The following is a 17,376-nucleotide window of genomic DNA, read 5'->3' as shown; positions in this document are numbered from 1 at the left end:
TTTTCCAGGCAAGCTGAAAAATCGACCTAATGCAGACTCAATGAAATTGAGTCGCTTCTCTCTCTTGAAATTCACCACACCCCACGGCGCATTGAAATCAATGCGAATGGTTGTCTGTGAAAAATATAAAGACTGCAAAAACAATAACTTAAAAGCGCTGTGGTGCGTAAGGAATGTGCTAGAAAAAATTTCCCAAATTTCAACTAATTAGCCGCTGAAATCTCAATTAAAAAATATGTAACATCAATGAAATGGTATTGATGCCTTTTGCAGTAAGGGTTAGCGAGGCGTTTCAATGTGATTTCAATGAAATCTTATTGGATGTTAATTTATCCCTTGTAGGCTGTGGTTTGTGGGAGTTTTATTGTATATTGATTCAATGAAATGTCATTGGTATATTATTGAAATTCATTGAAGCTGATTGGAGAAGATTATGGCGCGTTCTTACCCTTTACAGAGTTCTCTACAGGGAAAACTAGAGAAAGATTTCATCAAGTTTAGAGACAGGGAGCGGTTGAGTGATGCAGAAGCCACTCGTCAACTTTTGACTTTGGCGCTGCGCATCAAACTCAATGACAGTGACGATGATAGACCGTCAAACCGTGAGTTGATGGAAGAGATTTATCGCACCGTTCGCACCGTGTCAGCGGTCAGTGATGTGACCCATGGGCAAACCTTTGATGGTGAAAAATTATTTCGAGTTAAGGATGATGCGAAAGCATTTAGGCAGCAGATCAAGGCTGACGTAAATAACAAAGTGGATGCATTTCTTGAGGGCGAAAAAAAAGGATAGTCCGTTAAGACTATCCTTTTTTGGTTTTGCTATCTCTCTAATTCACGTTCGATTTCTCTATCCATTGAGTCGTGATGTTTATTATCAAAATCTAACTCTTGTTGCTTAGAATGCTCTTTTGGTTCGAACTGCTCTAATGCTTTGCTGTCTTGCTCTTTGCTATATTGTGAAATAACGTCCTCTTTTGGTGGGTTGAATTTATCGATGGGTGATTCAGACTGATGTAATTCATGTTTGTCGTCGATGTCTTTGTGGTGGTATTTATCAATGCACGACTGGATTTCACTGAGTAAGTTCTCTGGTGCTGCGAATTGAATATCTCGACCAGAGAAGTTTTCCATGATTTTTTCAATGTTGTTTGGGTTTAAATCAGTATTGCCGTGACTTAGCGCGATAATGATATGTTGACGCAGTTCATCGGTAGATAAATTTTGAATGTCATTTTTATGATTTACATTAACAATATCATATTGACCTTGAAAGGCTTGCTTAATTGCAAACGAGTTTTCAATTGAGGTGCTAATGATGGTGGTGTTTAAATCATTGCCTTGATGGAAATTAGTCATTTGTTTGGACTTTGTACCTAATGTTCTAGGGTTGATATCAAGGGTGCTGTCTTTATTACCTTGGTCATCCAAATAGGTCACTTCAATGGCTTTGGTTTCTCCTTCTTTATTGTGAATATTGGTTATCATGGCAGGGTGAAAACTTTTATCTTCCGATGAATACACCGTTTGATGGAAACGAACGTGCTCACTTTGTGGTTTTTCTATTCCGAGTTTGCCCAGGTAGGTTTCTGCCAATGTTCCGGTGAGTGGTTGGCTACTTTGTACATATTCCTTGGCTCTTTCTTCAAATTGAGCAATATGTCTGGGGGTAGTTTGAAGTAACTTGTCGTGTTTATTGTTTTCCTCTAATTGATATTTCTCAGGCTCATTAAGCATATAGTGTGCTTCTTTCATGGCATCTTTATAGGTTAATTCATTATGGCTCATTATGAGGTTAATCAGCGAACCTTTCTCGCCCGTGGTGTAGTCTTTAAAATAACCTCGATATTCACCAGTGAGTGACACTTTTATGGCTGACTTTCCTATGCCAAAGGTTAAATAGTCACGGTCGGATTTCGATTGGTTGGGTTGGCCGAGTAAATGCTTTGCTAAGCTTTCGGTGTATTTTGGTAGCTCCTTGTTGACGTGCTCTTTGAATTTATTGTAATCAAAGTCACCGTTTTGGTTTTGATAACGCACATCTTCATGAGGAAAGGCGTTGTTATTAAAATAGGTCATATATTGTGGCAGCGTGTCATTGAGCGTTTCAATCGCACTGGCTTTGATATCTTCTTTTGATAGCCACGTTCTAATCATTCGTTTGGTGTTGTCCGTGTATATTCTTGCATGAAGTTTAGGGCGAGTTAAATCGATACCAGCACGACGCAAACTGGTTAATTGACCCTTGGAACGAATGGTGGTGATAACATGATTATAGGTTGCCCCTTGCGCCATATCTGCGGTTCTTGTGTAGGCATAATCCCAGTGGCCATCTTTAAGCTCGGTAGGGTTAATATTGAGCGTTTGACCGTCTTTTGAGCGAGCAATGATGCCCTCATGGGAAGCGCTCTCGATGCGGTATTCCACGTTGGCCTTGATGCCCCGTTCTTTATTAGTAAATCGCGTCACAATCTTATCGTTCGATGAGAGCGGCTTTTCGGATTTGGCAAACAAGGTGGTGAACTTATGGTCTTTGTTGCGCGGTAAGAATGCTTTCTCGATGCCCGTTTCTTGGTCTTTGACCATGACCACACCGTGCTCAGAGTCCACTTTGGTTATCGTGCCATACTCGCCTGGTTTGGTGCTTAAAATCAGTCCCTTTTGATAGGGTATCATGGTCGAGAGTTCTTCTTTGCTGGCACTGGTCGAACGTAGTCGAGTCGCAATGACGTTCTCTTTTCCAATCTCCTCTTTTTTCATTAAACCCACACGAACATGTTCGGTGATAAGGTCGCGCTCATTGTTGGTGTAAGCAATCATCAGCGTGTTTTCTCGCGTTTCTGGTGTTCGGCCAAGGTAGTCTTGAGCCGCGGCGTGAGTGAGCTTTTCTGTGGCAATAAGCTGCGCTTTGGCTTTGTCCTTGGCGTTTTCATCGAGCGTTGAGACCACATGCTGCGTATTGCCTTGGGTATCTGGCTCCTGTTTAGAGAGTTTATCTAGTGCGCTGTCTGGTTGCTTATCTAAGATGTTCTGAGCGGCGCCAAGAAGTGGTTTGGTTTGCTGACGTATCATGTCCGTCATGTAAGCGGTATCGATGCGTCCTTGGTTCATGAGCAGTTCAAACGGTTTGCCGGCACTTTGAGAGAGCAGCTGCTCTTTATCGCCGAGCAGAACGGATTTCGAATCGCTTTGCAATACCAAGTCGGTGAACTCACTCGCTTGGCGGTTACTGACCATTGAACTTTCATCGAGAAAGAACAGGGTGTTCTTATAATCCTCTGGCGCTGTGAGTCCACGTCTTAGGTCAGTCAGTAAGCTTTCTAGGGTTTGTGCTTTCACGCCTTTGCTTTCAAGCTCGCTCACCGCCGCGTGAGTCGGAGCAAGGCCTATCACTTGCCGAGGTTGGTTTTTACCCGCTTGGGTGCTTTGCTGGATAAGTTCAATATTGGATTCAAGCATGGTGGATTTACCTGTCCCTGCTAAGCCTTGTACGGCGACAAAACTGTCTTCGGTGGTTGAGATAAGCTTGATGCTGTCCCCTTGACCTTGGGTGAGACGTGGCTGCGTATCAAGGTAGCGACTGACTTGGCGCTGAGTTGCAAAGGGGGGGTGTTGGCCTTTTCCTTGTTCAACATTGCGGAGAATGTGTTTTTCGGTATCAAGGGCGGCTTGAGTGGTCCAGCGCGTTCCGTCGCTGTACTCAGCCGACAGTACATCACTGCGCTTGGCAAGCTCGGCTTCGATTTGTTCTTTTACGATTGGCTGGTTGGTTTCTTCAAAGGCGTAGCGAATGGCTTCGACCACAAGCTCTTTTTGTGTAAACGCCGCTTCTCGCTCAGAAAGGTGATTGAGAGCAAAGCTCACCGCTTTTTCTTGCAATGGCATGTTTTGCTCTTTGGCAATCAGGTGCAAAGCTTGGGTGATGTCATGGCGAAGAGTGGTTTCAGTTGCGTTTGATAGATACCGATCATTGACGTTTTTCGTTTCGACCACTCGCTCGATGGCCGAGAGTTTCACTTCGCTTTTCTCAAGGGTGGACTGCGCTTTTTCAGGGTTATCGGTAAACACATCGATGCGCTCACTTTTGGCGGTTAAATCATGAAAGAGCTCCTTTGACAGCGTAAAAGCTTTACCTGAAATCAGGGTATGCGCTCTTGGCTCGATATGACTGGCCGATTGCACGTAGTCGTATTTTAGTGGGGCGTCTTTCAGCGCTTCGACTGGCAAGGTTTTTGACTCGCCTTGCGTATCGACAAGCGTTAAGGCGTCTTTTGATATTTCCGTGACCACGTAACGCTCATTGGCGTTTAAGCCAGAAGGAAAGTGCTTGCCAGTGGTGGTGATGCGCTCGCCTTGGCTGACTTGCAACGCCTCTGGTTTAAACACCTGCATGTTCAGTGCTTTGAACTCTGGCGAAGAGAGGTTAAAGCTGTGCTCATTGCCTTCCTTCTTATCGAGGGTATGGACAAGGTTGTTTTGTGTATCGATGTTGGCGACGACATACTCTTGAGGTTTACCGTCTTCCCAATGGCGAAGTGTCATGCCTGGCTTGTAGTGCTGCGCCAGTTCTTGTTGTGGTTTAGATAGGTAGTGCGGTTGCTGCGTAAACAAAGTCACGCCTGTTCGAGCCAGTTGGCCGTCATTCTGCAGAGAAGTGCGGATGGCATCGGTCAAACGGCGCTGCTCAAGGTTGGAGGTTGCCAACACTTGCGTATCATCTTTGTTTGAAAGGTTGGTATAGGCTCTGGCTAATGTCGTTGTATCAGCGTCATGCAGTGCAACTTTGCTGTCGTGGTGCTTACTATCTACCCAGTTGTGAGAGGTCACGTTACCTTTGCTGTACAGGTCAATGGTGTTATTGGCTTTGAAGCCTTGGCGACTGGACGTGTTGTTCAGCAATATCAGTTTACTGCCGGATTCATTGGCTTTGTCGCTTAATGCAATCAGTTCACTGGCGCTCATTTTGTTGGCGCTATCAACTAGGAGCACATCTTTGTTGGTCATGGGCGCATCGGAGTGAAGCAAGCTATGGACGCTGTGACGCTGCTCAGGGGTAAACAAGTACTTTACCCATGTCGCAACGGTGTGGCTTTGTCGCTCAATAGTTTGGCTGTGAAGCTGCTTATCTTTGGCGCTTTGCGAGATAAGGTGGACACGTTTGCCGGCATGGTTGCCAACGTTAAGTAGGTTTTGGGCGATTTGTTCACTGCTGCCAAAAACGTTCACGACATGGAACTGCTTGGTGGACTCATAAATGCTGGCAACTTTCTCACGGTTGCCTTGGTTTAGATTGAGTTTATCGAGCGTCTTATCGTCCACAGGTGTTCGCATGTTGTGGGTGCGCCCCTTGGTGACGTCCATCAACGATTTTTCGTTATCGAGCATCGCTTTGGTGGTGTATTGGCCTTTCTCTGCCAGTGGGATAAGGTTGCCTTCTTTGACCCATTGGTCTGCCACGATTTTAAGGTCAATGGCATTGGCTTGTACGCCTCCTTTAGTAAAATCAGAGGCTGCCAGTTCAATGATTTTTTCCAGTTTCAACGCGGTGTTGTATTGTCCAAGGTGCTCAATGGTACGCGCAAAGGCTTCCTTTGCTACAAGCTCAGGGTTGTGCTCATGCTTGGCAACGTTTAACGCATTTTGGACCAGCTCTTCGGGCTTATAGCCTTTATCTCTTACGGTTTGTTGCCAGCGGGCGTTAAGCGTCTCATCGCTTTCATAGGTTTTGGCTTTGCGGGTATCAAGAGCCGCGGTATCTCTTGCGGCTTGAGAGTCACCAAAATCTAACGCTTGCTGGTCGATTTGTTGTGATCGGGTGGAGAAGGCTTCAAGCAAGGGTTGAGGCACACCTTTAACGTCGAATTGACCATTGCCAATCCCTTCCATTTGAAAGCCAATGTCTTCGCTGCCTTTTGCAAGCTGGCTTTGGTAAAGGGCGGTATAGTATTTTTGGAAGTTGTAGATGCGCTCACTAGAGCCGTTAATGACGCCGCCTTTTTGTTTGATGCTTGAAGCTAAAGTGCGCAACTGGCCTTTTTGATCACGAGTCATATTGGGCGCAAGGACGTGAGAATGGATTTGGGGATCGTTATTACGACTGGTCTTATGGCGCACGACGGCAAAGGCAATGTTTTCGGTATTAGTAAACTCGCGTACGCCGTCTTCGTTAATCGATGTGACTTGAGCAACGTCTTTTTCGATTTGGTTAAGAACGAACTTAATAGCGTTATCGTGCGCTTCAATGAGGCGAGTATCGCCGCCAACTAAAGCAAGGGTACTAATGCCTTTAGGGGCAGAGAAAGTGAGATCTAAACCGCACTTATGGTCGTATCGTTTGCCTTTAATGGTTTCATCGCCAAGGTGTCCAGATAAGACCGATTCTAGTGTTTTTTGCTCAACAGGCTTACCAAGCAATCCAGCCTCTTCAGCCAGTTTGCCATGCCAAAAGGTGTTTTCACCTTGGGTTTGTTCTTTAAGGTAGTAATTACCGCCTTCGTCTTTTTCGAGTGAAGCGTCAGGCAGCTCTTGGCTGTTTTCTTCGCCTAAGTAGTATTGGGAGGCGTCTGTTTTCCTTGTGTTGGAAATCACCAAAAGTAGCGAGGTTAATGGGGGCGCTTAGACACATGCAGGCAACAAGAAAAGGTAGCGGCAAAGGCTAGGTAGAACCTTTGCCGCTTAACCTTAACTTCTTACTTCGTAGGCAAAAATCATGCGAAGGTCATTGTTTGCACCTTTGTAATGAAACTCACACAGTGAATCTCGAAAGAGTGCGGTTAACAACACGGCGGTCACGCAGACCACCAGTAATAGCGCCACAAGGACGGTTTTCTTCGGCATAACTTGCCTCCAATTAAGCAAGAGGCTATTATCAAGTTGCGAAACATGGTAAAGGCCTCGTTTGAATTTATAGTTCATTCGGGGCTTTTTCATATCTGCATTTAGGCAACGCTTAAACACAGATAGTCTAAGCGCCCAGAGGCATTGTATCAGAAAGAAAAGTGACGGCTACTTTGGGTGAGAAGTCAATAGAGTTCTGATTAACTCAATGTTATTAATCTACGGGGTAATTGGCGATGTTTCTTACGAGTGTTTGTATGGTTTCTGATTGACAAAATCTGATATTAAGAAGTTTGAAATATAAAATGTTTTATGTGTCAAATTTCTTAATTAGCGTGGTTGTTCATAGTGAGAACTTTTGCCAGATTATCTGCGGCGGCAAATATTTTCAAACGTCCCACACAGCAATTTGGAAAGTTGAGAAAAGGTTTTCTGATCATCTCCTACCTCAGTTTGCCGCCAATCTTTTGTAAGCAATGCAGAATGGCTATCTCGTAAGAGGTAGCCATTTTTTTATTGGCGCAAGACTGCGTTTTCAACGGGCATTGGTTACTCCGTTAGCAGTGGCTGTTCTAGTAAGGAAAGAGGCCAAGCAAGGTGAGTTAAGGTTTGGTCGGTTTTTTGAAGTTCTTCAATCAATTCGTGTGCGCCAAGATTTCTGCCACAGTCATAAAGAGCGATTTCTTCATCGGTGACTCTATGTCGTGGCGGGTTATTCATACAACGGTCGATAAACTGATAAGTAAGGTGATTTTGTTTTGGATGCTGTTGTAACCAATATTGCAACGTTTGATAACGTAGTTCCTTGGTGGATTGAAAATATTGGACGGCTTGCCCTAATGCAACAAGAGCAAGTGTGATGGCTATGCAAGAGATAGTTTTTACCAGTGGCTTGAAAAACATATTGGCGTTTGTCCTTTACTTAAATTAACGTGTTCTTATTGACAACGCGCCGCAAGAATAGGGTTTATGTTTCGCGTTATCAGAATTTTCTGAAAATATGCAATGGGTATTGTTATCCCACTGCAACTTAATTATTCTGAACCCTGATGAGTAAGTGATCTAGCTTATATGTTGGAACATCATACTCTTTGTAACGCAGTTATTTTTTTGCCCGCTTTTCCTGAATTTTTCCCTGAATAAAGCGGGCTTTTTTTAATGTTGTGTGTTACCGACTCAACGTTCCTTATTTTACGGCAGAGGGTCCTAACTTGGTGAGAGTGTGCGTGACGTAACTCTTTTCCTTGCTATCTGCCGTAACTCCTTATTTGTATTGGTTTTGGTAATACTGCTGGTACATTTATCTTCGCGCTTTCTTCCCACTTTTGATTAATGTATTGAGTTTGAAGTTAACCTGTGCTTTGGCTTCTTGCTCAGCAAGAAAAGTTTGTTGGTGGGCAACCAGTATTTTTGCGCAGTAAATCGCCTCCATGGTTCGAGGTTTCTTAATACCTCTTGATGTCATCGTCTTTCCCTATGGTGGGTTGTGCTACCCGTTATCAACTGTCGTACACTTCACCAGCATCTTGCTGAGTAATTGATGCTTCTTCCGTTTCTCTTTGTAACTCGGTTTGCGTTTCATCGGCAAGGTGTTGGTTTTGCTTATTGTTGTCAGAATGCTCTGGTTTTTGAGTTTTTGCTAAGGTTTGCTTTTGACTTTCTCTGGTTTGCTGCTGCTCTTCCTCGTTCTCGTAAGTGCTTTGTTGAATAGCGAGCAGGCGATTTCTTTGGGTTTCGTCTAGTTCGTGCAAAGCAATCAACTCATGGAAAATCAGCGCTTGGTCGAGGCGTTCCATCTCTTTGCCACCTGGTATGTTGCGCTTCATAAAGGAAGGTTGAATGTTGCTCATTCGGTCGTATTTAAGCATGAGTTTGGTGATTAACATCGAGTTTGGTGTGCGAAGGTAACACTCCAAATCATCCAGTCCTTGTATCTCAGCAGGAGACACGACCGGACGGGTTTTGTTTTGGTGGCCGAGCGATACACCGTCACGCAGTGCGTTTGCACCGTAAGAGATGTTTTCGCGTGAGATATCGATTTCTTGTTCCCCTAAATCGTCAGAGGCGACCGTCGCCATGGCTTTAGAAGGGGCGCGGAAGAAAAAGCGGGTGTTAAGTAAGTCAAAAATGACCCTGGCAGCATTGCGGCCATAAGTCGTTTCCAACTGAGCGTAAGATTGCAAACCAAGTAGGTAACAGCCACCAAACTTACGCACCTCAGAAATGATGTGTGTCAGCTCTGGCAGTTTATGCAAGGTTGGCATCTCATCAATAATCACCCAGATACGTCGATCCTCGTCAGGCTCCATCCCCAAGATAGCGTTGGATGCAATGGCAAGCCACATCGAGATAAGTGGTCTTAATGCAGTGTGCTGTCTTGCGTTACTGGAGAGAAACAAAAAGCCTTGCTGCGATTCATCTTGTACCCAATCGGTAATCGAAAAGGGCGCGCGTTTTCGGTTGCCTTGACTGTCTTTTTCATCCAAACCATGCAGATAACGCAACGACTTAATGTAAGTGGCGAGAACGGACTTAATCGAGATGGCGGTTTTCTCGATGCTTTTTGAAACCAGAGAGCTCGCTTCTGTGCCTTTTAGGTGTTCACCTAGCGTGGAAAGCTCAGAGGTTAAGATGATGTGCAGTAGGTTCTCGATGCTGCATTCGTGTTTATCATCGAGCATCATCTGATAGGCGGTCGCTGAAAAAATGGTGCGCGCCGAATCCACCCAGAACGGATCGCCTTCGCCGTGTTGTGGGATAAGCGCGGTAGCTAAACTCTCAAACTCTGGTGCGTCTTTGGCGTCACTCCAAATGTCCCACGCAGCGCAGCGCTCATCGAATGGGTTTAAAATGACGTCTTTGTGTGGGTCATAAAACTTACTGACAAAATCACACCCTTTATCGTAGATGATGGCTTTGTCACCACGTGAGCGTATCCAGCGCAGCAGTTTACGAATGGCGACCGATTTACCTGCGCCCGTTGTGCCGTCAATGAGTAGGTGTTTGGCCATCTAAGGCAAAAGGAGACAGCTTTTTCTTTTTTTTGAGCTCGGCAGTAACGTCTTTGGGCTCGGCTAACTTAAATCCACGAATGTGATTGTCTTCGCTTTGCTCTTGGCCTTTTTTCTTAAACCAGTTGTTGATCAGAACAAAAAGTACGGTGGAAGCAATGACATAGGCTAAGACGCCGATAAAGAGGGCTTGCAGAAATTCTTGGTGACATTGTGCGAGGGTTGGGTTTTCGAGTTGCTTGCCAAGCGTGCTGCTGTAGCGTTGACCTTCCCACTCCACCACGACGTTGCGCTTTAAGCTAAAGCCGAGTTTGTTGAACAGCCAAAAGAGGGTGTAGTAGTACGCACCGGTTAAAGTGTTGGCGGAAGAGAGAAGATACGTGGTCAGAACGCCAAGTAAGCCTGAAACAATGTTCACGTATTTCATCGTGGTCACGTTCACCTGCCACCACATACGGATGTTGTGAAAGGTGATTTGACCACCACGAGTGGTAGACATAGAAATATCCTTGTAGAAAGAAACAAGAAAAGCCTTGTCAGAAACAAGGCTCAAATGAAGTTAGATTGAAGGTAGAAATAGAAAAATGATGAAGCAAACAGCGCACAGGCATGCGCAGAGAGGGTAGGTTTACTTCATCTTAGTGAGTGATGAAAATCGAACGCACTACCACTGCTTTTGAACAGGGCAAGGGTATTGTTCTTTCAGAGCCGTTACAAGATAACTGCCAATAGATGTTCTGACTCCTGCTTTACCGTATTTTTTAAAACTGGAATCGAGTTCTATATGGTTGTTAATCAGTGCCATTATGTCTTTGGTTTTCCAATTATATAAAGTTTCGCGATTGGCGGGATCTTTCATTGGCAAACAATAATCAATCCGCTGGTTGCGAGCATCTAAGCGAGTGGTGTAGAAATTCACTGTGTCGGCAGCAGTTCGAACGCTAACTAATAAGTATTGATACTCTTGACTATTGGCATTTTGATAATGCTCTATGTAGTAACTCATTGAGGCAGGATTGTTTTTGCTGTTTATGTTTTCATCAAATGCATTCGCCACAAAACTTGAACACAGTGTGGCTAACCCTAGTACGATCCATTTTTTCATCATTTACCCTCCATTATTTGCCTGTATATAATACCAGTATTAATTTCAAAGGTCATCTGGATTGTGCAAAGGTTAACCACATTTTCAAGCGGTTAAGTGTCGGTTTTTTTTGGCTCACTTGATTCTTGCAATGTGCTTGGTGGCGTGATGTGGTCTGTCGTTCGGTTAAACTGATCACGCGCATCGCCTACAATTTGCGTATGGGTGTCGGCGTTGTAGTATTCATTTGTTCCACCGCGTTTTTCATGCTCATTGAGTACATCTTTTGTCATTCTGGTGATGCCTTGACTGCGATGCTGCTCTGCCAATAGGTCGTTGTAGTCATCTTTTATCGGCTCGCGGTTAAAGTTGTTTTGATGCGCTTCTTGAGATGGCACGCTGGCGAGCACAAAGTCTTTAAAGGTATCGGTCTGTTTAAAAGCTTCCCACTCGTTAGCGCGATCTTGACGAGCTTTGTCGTTTTGCCCTGTAAGAATTTGTTTCGCATCTTCTTTGCTATGTCCCGCTTCAATGAACTCTTGGAACGGAATTTCCAGTTTTTCCGTCAAGCTTGCCATTTGGCGCTGCTCCATGTTGTTTGCGCGGCTGAGCGTATCTACTTCTTGTTGCGATTTCGTGGCTGAGGTCATCAAGCCTTGCGTCTCATTAAAGTTGGCCGCAAAACCTGTGGCGTAGCTGCCAACTTCCGAATTGCGTTCATCTGCAGAGAGGTTATTGCTCGCTGTGATGGTTTCGTTCGCGCCCGTGCGGTAAGACTCAATCGCTGCTTGGATTTGGCTTTGCTGCTCACTGGTCATATTGCTGATGGTTTCACGGTCTTCATCCGTCCACTTCGTGCCTGCTGAGGCGCTCATTGCCGCTTCGACACTGCCTTTAAAACCAAGAAACGATGCTTCTTTCCCTACTTTGCCAGTGACGCTGCCATCAAAACCGCCGTAAGTCGAATGCAAGAACGCATTGGCTTTGTCATGGCTCCAACCGGTTGCATTCATTATCTGTTCGGTAGCTTGACTGACTTGCTCTAAGCCTTTGCTTGCCGCCGCACTCGCGCCGTGTCCATGACTTAAACCGTAGCTCTGGCTGCTTGATGCGGTGTCTTTCCAGTCTGCCATGAGCTGCGAGCCACTTTGTACGCTTTGCGATAAGGCCGCTTGTTGTGCTGAGAGGTTAGTTTGGGCTTGAGTGTATTGCTCATTGACCGCTTCGGCGTATTGACTCGATGTGGCGGCTTGCCATTGGAAGTTAGACGCCGTAGGTGTGGTGTCATACACCGTCTTATCGCCGTATTGGGTGGTTAACATCCCATCTGAGCTTTGTGTCGTCGTACCGTGTTGTTTGAGCAATCTTGAGGTATCGTATTTGTTGCCGTGGACGTTGTTAAAGGCGTGTGTTTGAAGCTGCGTATTGCCGTGGCTGATGTCCCCCGTTGATGCCGCTGCCGAAGTGCGGGCATTGGTTTGATTTATCATGCCTGCCAACTGGTAGTTGAGGCTATTCATCATCGAGGCCGCACCCTTGGTGAGCGCCATGGCAATCGCGGGCGTAGACATCATCAGATAGCCTGTAATCGCCGCCCATTTGGTGTTGACGTAATCAATGCCATTGACGTTAGACAGCGTGATGCCGTGCAGTCCATTGGTGGCGCCTTGGGTGGCATTTTCTAAAAACCACATCGAAATGGCGTTGAGGATAGTGAATATCATCGGCCAGGTGGCGAGATAGAAAAAACTGCCAAAGTAGTTCTTTAGAACGGGCAATGCCATGTGTGGCAGTAGGGCAATAATCACAACCACACACCCAAAACAAGCAAAGAGAATGATGCCAATAGAGTGCATCATCGGGATAAACTCTTTGGCTTGCAGACCAATGTTGGCCCACATGGTGGTGGTTTGCATCTGGTTAGATGTGTAAGCGTAGTTACTTGCCATGCCGTGGGCGCTGCGTTCAATGTTCCAGCGCGTCATGTTAATCGCCATGTTTTGTTTGAGCACGTCCACCGAGTTATTGCTGATACCAATCAGGTCGCTGTAGCTGTTCTCGATGGCGTTTCTTAAAAACGTGGTGGTCATCGTGCTTTCTTGCCCTGTGATGTAGGTTGCGAGCTTATTGATGGTTCGATTGGCTTCACTATCAAACATCGTCGTTAAGTCAGGCAGTGCTTGTGCGCAGGTTTGGTAGTTGCCATCAGGGTTGTAAAGTCCTCGTACCGGAGACATGGAACGTGAGGCCAAAAAGCCAAGCAGGTCTTTGGCATTAATGAACTCATCTAGGGTGTACTTGCGATTGATACGAATATCGCCAAGCACACAATTATTGTAAAAGTCTTTCCAATACCTCTGCAAGGCGACGGTTTCTGCATTTGTGCTGCGCATTAAGGTGTAAAGGTTTGAGCCAAACACCATGCCGGAGATACTGTATTGGCGGTCGTCGGTGCTGTTAAAGACGGTTTCGATCCCTTCGGTCAATCCGCGCATCAAAGTGGTTGATGCCCATCCTGGAATGGCAACGATGTAGGGCACGTTCGCCACTGAGCGGGTAGTCATGGGGTCTTGCACATCCACCACTTGTACGGTGGTTTTCATGCTAATTAGAAAGGTGGGAATACCGATAAATATCACCGCAAAGCGGAAGATATGTTTGGTGTCTCGGTAGAGAAAGAAAAGCGTGGTGGCAATGACAAAGCCGAGTTGCAGCGCAATCTCAACTAAGGAGCCAAAGGTGTTGGTAGTAAAGAACGTGGCGACGGCGTTCAATGCTTTTTGCATTTGAGCGCCCGCGCCGTAAATGTACATTTCCATAAGTGGGCGTTCCTTTATGATTAATGACCGAAAGCGAGGTTTGCGGTGGTTTCTTGGCTGGTCGCTTCGGTGAGCAATTGGCGTTTTGTTATTTTCACGTACTGTTTGTAAGTAGTCTCTGGCCTCGCTGATGGCGTCAAAGGTGCGCTTCACATCGGTTGGATTGACCGAGGCAAGGTTAGCAATGGATTGATTGACCATCATCAGCATGTTGCTTAAATAAGCGTGCAGAATGTCAGCGGCAATGCTTTTGGCGTACAAATCGCTTTCCGGTGGGATGTTGAGGTGTGCATCGTCAATGAGCATGGCGAACACAGGAATGCGACTGATTTCGATAAAGCTTTTTTCCGCATTATTGATAGGGTTGTCGGCTTGCAGTTTGGTATAGAGTGCGTCGATGGTGCTGCGAACCTTGGTGTTAAACGCTTGGCTTTCACTGATGTTGATAGAGCGTAGCGTCATGGATAAGCAGGTGTTGGTGTTGTTACATCGATACAGCTCTAAACTCCCCCCTTTAAGCATGGTATCGATGGCGGTATCGTTACCGACAATCATCGATGGCACATAGTTGGCCGTACCGCTGGCATCATAAATCACGGTCCCGGTGAGGTTCATGATAAATTCTGCCACTTCTTTGTTGCTGGCAAGGTAACTGCTCTTCATTAGTGCATCCCAAACCACATTGAGGCTGATTTTAATCGCATGAGCGGTCGCGTCGTCGCTGTTTCCTGCAAGCGTGTTTTGGTTGGTGCTGACGTCGCTGCATTCATGTTGCGCTTCAAGCCAGTCTGCGAACCGATTGCTTTGTGTGCCCAGTGTCGCACAGGCGTGGCGTTTGGCTTCCCCATCGGCAAAGGCGGCCAGCCCTGACACCGCCGATTGTGCAATTTGGCAGGAGTTCATTGACGTGGTGTTGAACTGGTCAGCAATCGCTTGCAATTTGTCGCGGTTTTCTTTGATGGTGGGCGCCCAAGTCTGCAAGGCCAAATCGACCGCAAAAGGCAAGGCATTGGCTATCACCGATTTACCAAAGGCAACCAGTTGGTCAGAATTGATGTGTGAAAACCCGCCCATGAACGCATCGATACCGCCACACCCAGCACTGACCGAGGGCATGGTGACTGCCGCTAATTGAATGTTGCGAATTTTGGTGCGAGCAAATAGGCTACCTGCATTGTAGTAGGTGGCGGATTGGCCTTCATACGCACTTGGATTGGTTACATTGCTGTTAAAGCCACTGTCATTAAAAAAGCTGTCCATCGAATTCCCTAGAGCGCGCCGCTAAGCGGAGGTTGAGTGTACTCATTGCATGGTCTCCATGATGGTGTGGTCGGCTCGAATGTTTTGGTAGCTGCCAAGCAGTGCTTGGTAGCTGACGCTGCCTTCGCTTAAGCGCACGTATTTGCCCGTGTTGACGTTAATCAAGAACGTTGCTGGCGTAATGGCGTTTTTGATGTTGCCAAAAAAGACATTGGTGATATCGGTCGTGGTAGGTATGGGGGCGATGTAGCCAGGAATAGGCTGCCCATCAAATGAGAAGTCATACACGGGTAATCCTACGGTCTGCTCAAACTGCTTCATGGTTGGTGCGAACTTATGGCACTCAGGGCATTGGCTAAAATGGAAGAACACAATGGCGTACTGGCCGTGCATGGCGTTTTGAGCGTGTGACGTAGAGGTGAGCGCGAGCAGCACACTCAGCAGTAAAGTGCGAAATAAAGAAGTCATCGGATTGTCCTTAGATTAGAAATCGCTGTCTTGGTAGTCGGTGGTGACGCGGTGCGGCGGTGTGATTGTTGCCATCATGAGTAAAGCGAAACAAAGCGTGTTTATGAGGCTTAAAGGTGTGCGCGCTTCAATCAACACAAGTATTGCGATGGCAAGCGTGAGCGCTATGACGGTGAATGTTGATGGTGGTTGAGGTCGTTTTTTGTATACCCACCATCTCAATAAATACAGAGGCATGGTGAATAACGCAGCCACGATAAAATGCACAGCGTTAAAGGCATCTAACTCGTGAGTGAGTTGTATGCCACACATCGCGATAAACAGAGATAAGACAACAAGAAGTTCAGTGAAAGAGCCGTTTGATACAGCATTGCAATGTTGATATTTTGAACACTTCATTAATAATGTCCTTTTGCGGAGTTGTGATTATGTTTGATGGTTTGATCGGTTCGGCCATTGCCGAGGTGTATTCTCGAAACCCAGTGGGTATCACCATTGTGCTTGCGTTTCTTGTTTTGTGGATGGTGAAAGGCGCTCGCTAAAAGTCGCTGTCTTGGTAGTCGGTGGCGATGTGATGGAAGCGAGATAACAGATCGTTTTGAGAGATGAAGCCGTAAGCCAGTGGTTTGAGCTCTTTGGTGTGGATATTGGCAAGCATCAAAGCAGGCGTGTAGGGAACCTTCACCTTTCCTGAGTTATCAATGCGGTTTTCATTGATGGTGTCAAACGTGTGGCCGTCTTTGCTGATGCCGACTAAATCAATGTTGTAGCGATGCGCAAACGCTTGAACGGAAGGGGCGAGGGTTTGTGATATCGCATCTTGTCCTTCATAGACAAAGTAAATGCCCCATCCTTCTTGTACTAATTGACGAACGCTGGCTTCGTTCTTGGCTTTAATGGTTTGGTAGTAGGTTTCTCTCGCCGCTTGTTCGGTTGGTCGGTCTTTGGTGTAAGAAAACTCAGGGTATTCATTGATGAGTTTTTTAAACGTCATGCCCGTTTGCGTGGTTTTCTCGTCGATGAATTTTTTAAGCCTCATGAATCTCAAGTATTTTTCTTCATCAAGTGGGTTAATCGTGGCGTCGTTTAACGCTTCATTAAACTCACGGTGAAACCACTGCATCTGCTCAGTGGCGCTCATGACGGTGGTGACGCTGTTTTGTAGTGTGTCCACCTCTTCTTTTGGCTGCTCAATGTTGGTCTTAAGTTCGTTATACCAGCGCCAGCCTTTGGGTTTATCAAGCGTATTGGCGTGGACGGAAAAGAGAGGCAGAAGCAAGATAAGTAAGGTGATGATTTTTAGTTGCTTACCTATCTTGTCCACCGTTTTTGTGGATAAGTGTGTCATGGTGGGAGTCTCATAACTTGATGGTCTAATGCCGTATTCTTGTTTGTGCTCAAGCATGTCTTTTTTCAGTTGATAGAGCTTACGTTTAAACAGAACGTGCCGAGCAAGGGTGAGCGCAAATCCAGCAAGGGAAAGCGCTGTCGTTTGTCCTCGTAGTTATTGGAGTTAATTGCCATAGGCACTTTGTAGGCGGTCTTTAATTTCTTCTTCCGATGGTACGTTTGCGTTATCGTGCATGTCGCCGTAGAAGTCGGTGAAATCAATCAATTCAAAATTGATTTCTTGAAGCTGCTCAGGGGTGATGGCTCCACAAATTGGATTCTTAGCGGTGCCAAGACCAATACCAAGCTGGCCTTTTACGCCCTGCTCTTGAATGATGCGAGCGAGTTTGCTGTCAAATACGCAGTAAGATTTTTTCTTGCGCGTACACGCGCCAAGAAAAGAGCTGGCGCAATAGCTGCCCAACGCAATTGTCACGCCTTGCTCTTTTGCTCGACCAAGTGCTTTCTCTTGTTCGTTGCATTCATCAAGGCCAAGTCCCGTACCCCA

At 46.0% G+C, this 17,376-nt stretch carries 12 protein-coding genes and 1 pseudogene; 2 read left to right on the top strand and 11 right to left on the bottom strand.

Features of this window, described 5'->3' with window-relative positions; translation table 11 throughout:
* The coding region (locus OU793_RS22520; protein WP_274647843.1) for a hypothetical protein at window positions 1–211 on the top strand (211 nt) is incomplete at its 5' end.
* A 222-nt stretch (window positions 212–433) separates the two neighbouring features.
* Complete coding sequence (locus OU793_RS22515) at window positions 434–793, top strand: hypothetical protein (protein ID WP_159408222.1); 360 nt, start codon at window positions 434–436, stop codon at window positions 791–793.
* Between the two features lie 29 nt (window positions 794–822).
* Here OU793_RS22515 and traI read toward each other — a convergent pair whose 3' ends face one another.
* From traI to traN, 11 genes and pseudogenes are all read right to left on the bottom strand, one after another.
* Window positions 823–6,588, bottom strand: coding sequence for a conjugative transfer relaxase/helicase TraI (gene traI, locus OU793_RS22510; protein ID WP_274647842.1), 5,766 nt, complete (start codon window positions 6,586–6,588; stop codon window positions 823–825).
* A gap of 93 nt (window positions 6,589–6,681) precedes the next feature.
* Window positions 6,682–6,837 carry a Hok/Gef family protein gene (locus tag OU793_RS22505; protein ID WP_159408224.1) on the bottom strand — a complete coding sequence of 52 codons (156 nt, stop codon included), beginning with the start codon at window positions 6,835–6,837 and terminating at the stop codon, window positions 6,682–6,684.
* Window positions 6,838–7,386: 549 nt separating this feature from the next.
* The gene (locus tag OU793_RS22500) at window positions 7,387–7,740 is read right to left on the bottom strand and encodes a hypothetical protein (RefSeq protein WP_159408225.1); all 354 of its coding nucleotides are present in this window, start codon (window positions 7,738–7,740) and stop codon (window positions 7,387–7,389) included.
* A gap of 397 nt (window positions 7,741–8,137) precedes the next feature.
* Window positions 8,138–8,302 (bottom strand): hypothetical protein, encoded by a 165-nt coding sequence (locus OU793_RS22495; protein ID WP_159408226.1) that lies wholly within the window; start codon window positions 8,300–8,302, stop codon window positions 8,138–8,140.
* A gap of 34 nt (window positions 8,303–8,336) precedes the next feature.
* Window positions 8,337–10,347, bottom strand: a pseudogene (gene traD / locus OU793_RS22490) (type IV conjugative transfer system coupling protein TraD).
* A gap of 165 nt (window positions 10,348–10,512) precedes the next feature.
* Window positions 10,513–10,956, bottom strand: coding sequence for a hypothetical protein (locus OU793_RS22485; RefSeq protein WP_236578077.1), 444 nt, complete (start codon window positions 10,954–10,956; stop codon window positions 10,513–10,515).
* Between the two features lie 89 nt (window positions 10,957–11,045).
* Window positions 11,046–15,011 (bottom strand): conjugal transfer protein TraH, encoded by a 3,966-nt coding sequence (locus OU793_RS22480; RefSeq protein ID WP_274647841.1) that lies wholly within the window; start codon window positions 15,009–15,011, stop codon window positions 11,046–11,048.
* A 42-nt stretch (window positions 15,012–15,053) separates the two neighbouring features.
* Window positions 15,054–15,479, bottom strand: a complete 426-nt coding sequence (traF, locus tag OU793_RS22475; protein WP_159408230.1) for a conjugal transfer protein TraF — start codon at window positions 15,477–15,479, stop codon at window positions 15,054–15,056.
* Between the two features lie 15 nt (window positions 15,480–15,494).
* Complete coding sequence (locus OU793_RS22470; protein WP_159408231.1) at window positions 15,495–15,878, bottom strand: hypothetical protein; 384 nt, start codon at window positions 15,876–15,878, stop codon at window positions 15,495–15,497.
* Window positions 15,879–16,017: 139 nt separating this feature from the next.
* Entirely contained in the window at window positions 16,018–16,827 is an 810-nt protein-coding gene (traF, locus tag OU793_RS22465) for a type-F conjugative transfer system pilin assembly protein TraF (RefSeq protein WP_159408232.1), read from the bottom strand.
* A gap of 165 nt (window positions 16,828–16,992) precedes the next feature.
* On the bottom strand, window positions 16,993–17,376 hold a 384-nt coding region (gene traN / locus OU793_RS22460), incomplete at its 5' end, for a conjugal transfer protein TraN (RefSeq protein WP_274647840.1).

The sequence above is a fragment of the Vibrio sp. VP6 genome (genome assembly GCF_028823755.1).
Classification (GTDB): domain Bacteria; phylum Pseudomonadota; class Gammaproteobacteria; order Enterobacterales; family Vibrionaceae; genus Vibrio; species Vibrio parahaemolyticus.
The sequence above is the reverse complement of the archived record's forward strand: the minus strand, read 5'-3'. Positions and strand labels throughout refer to the sequence as shown.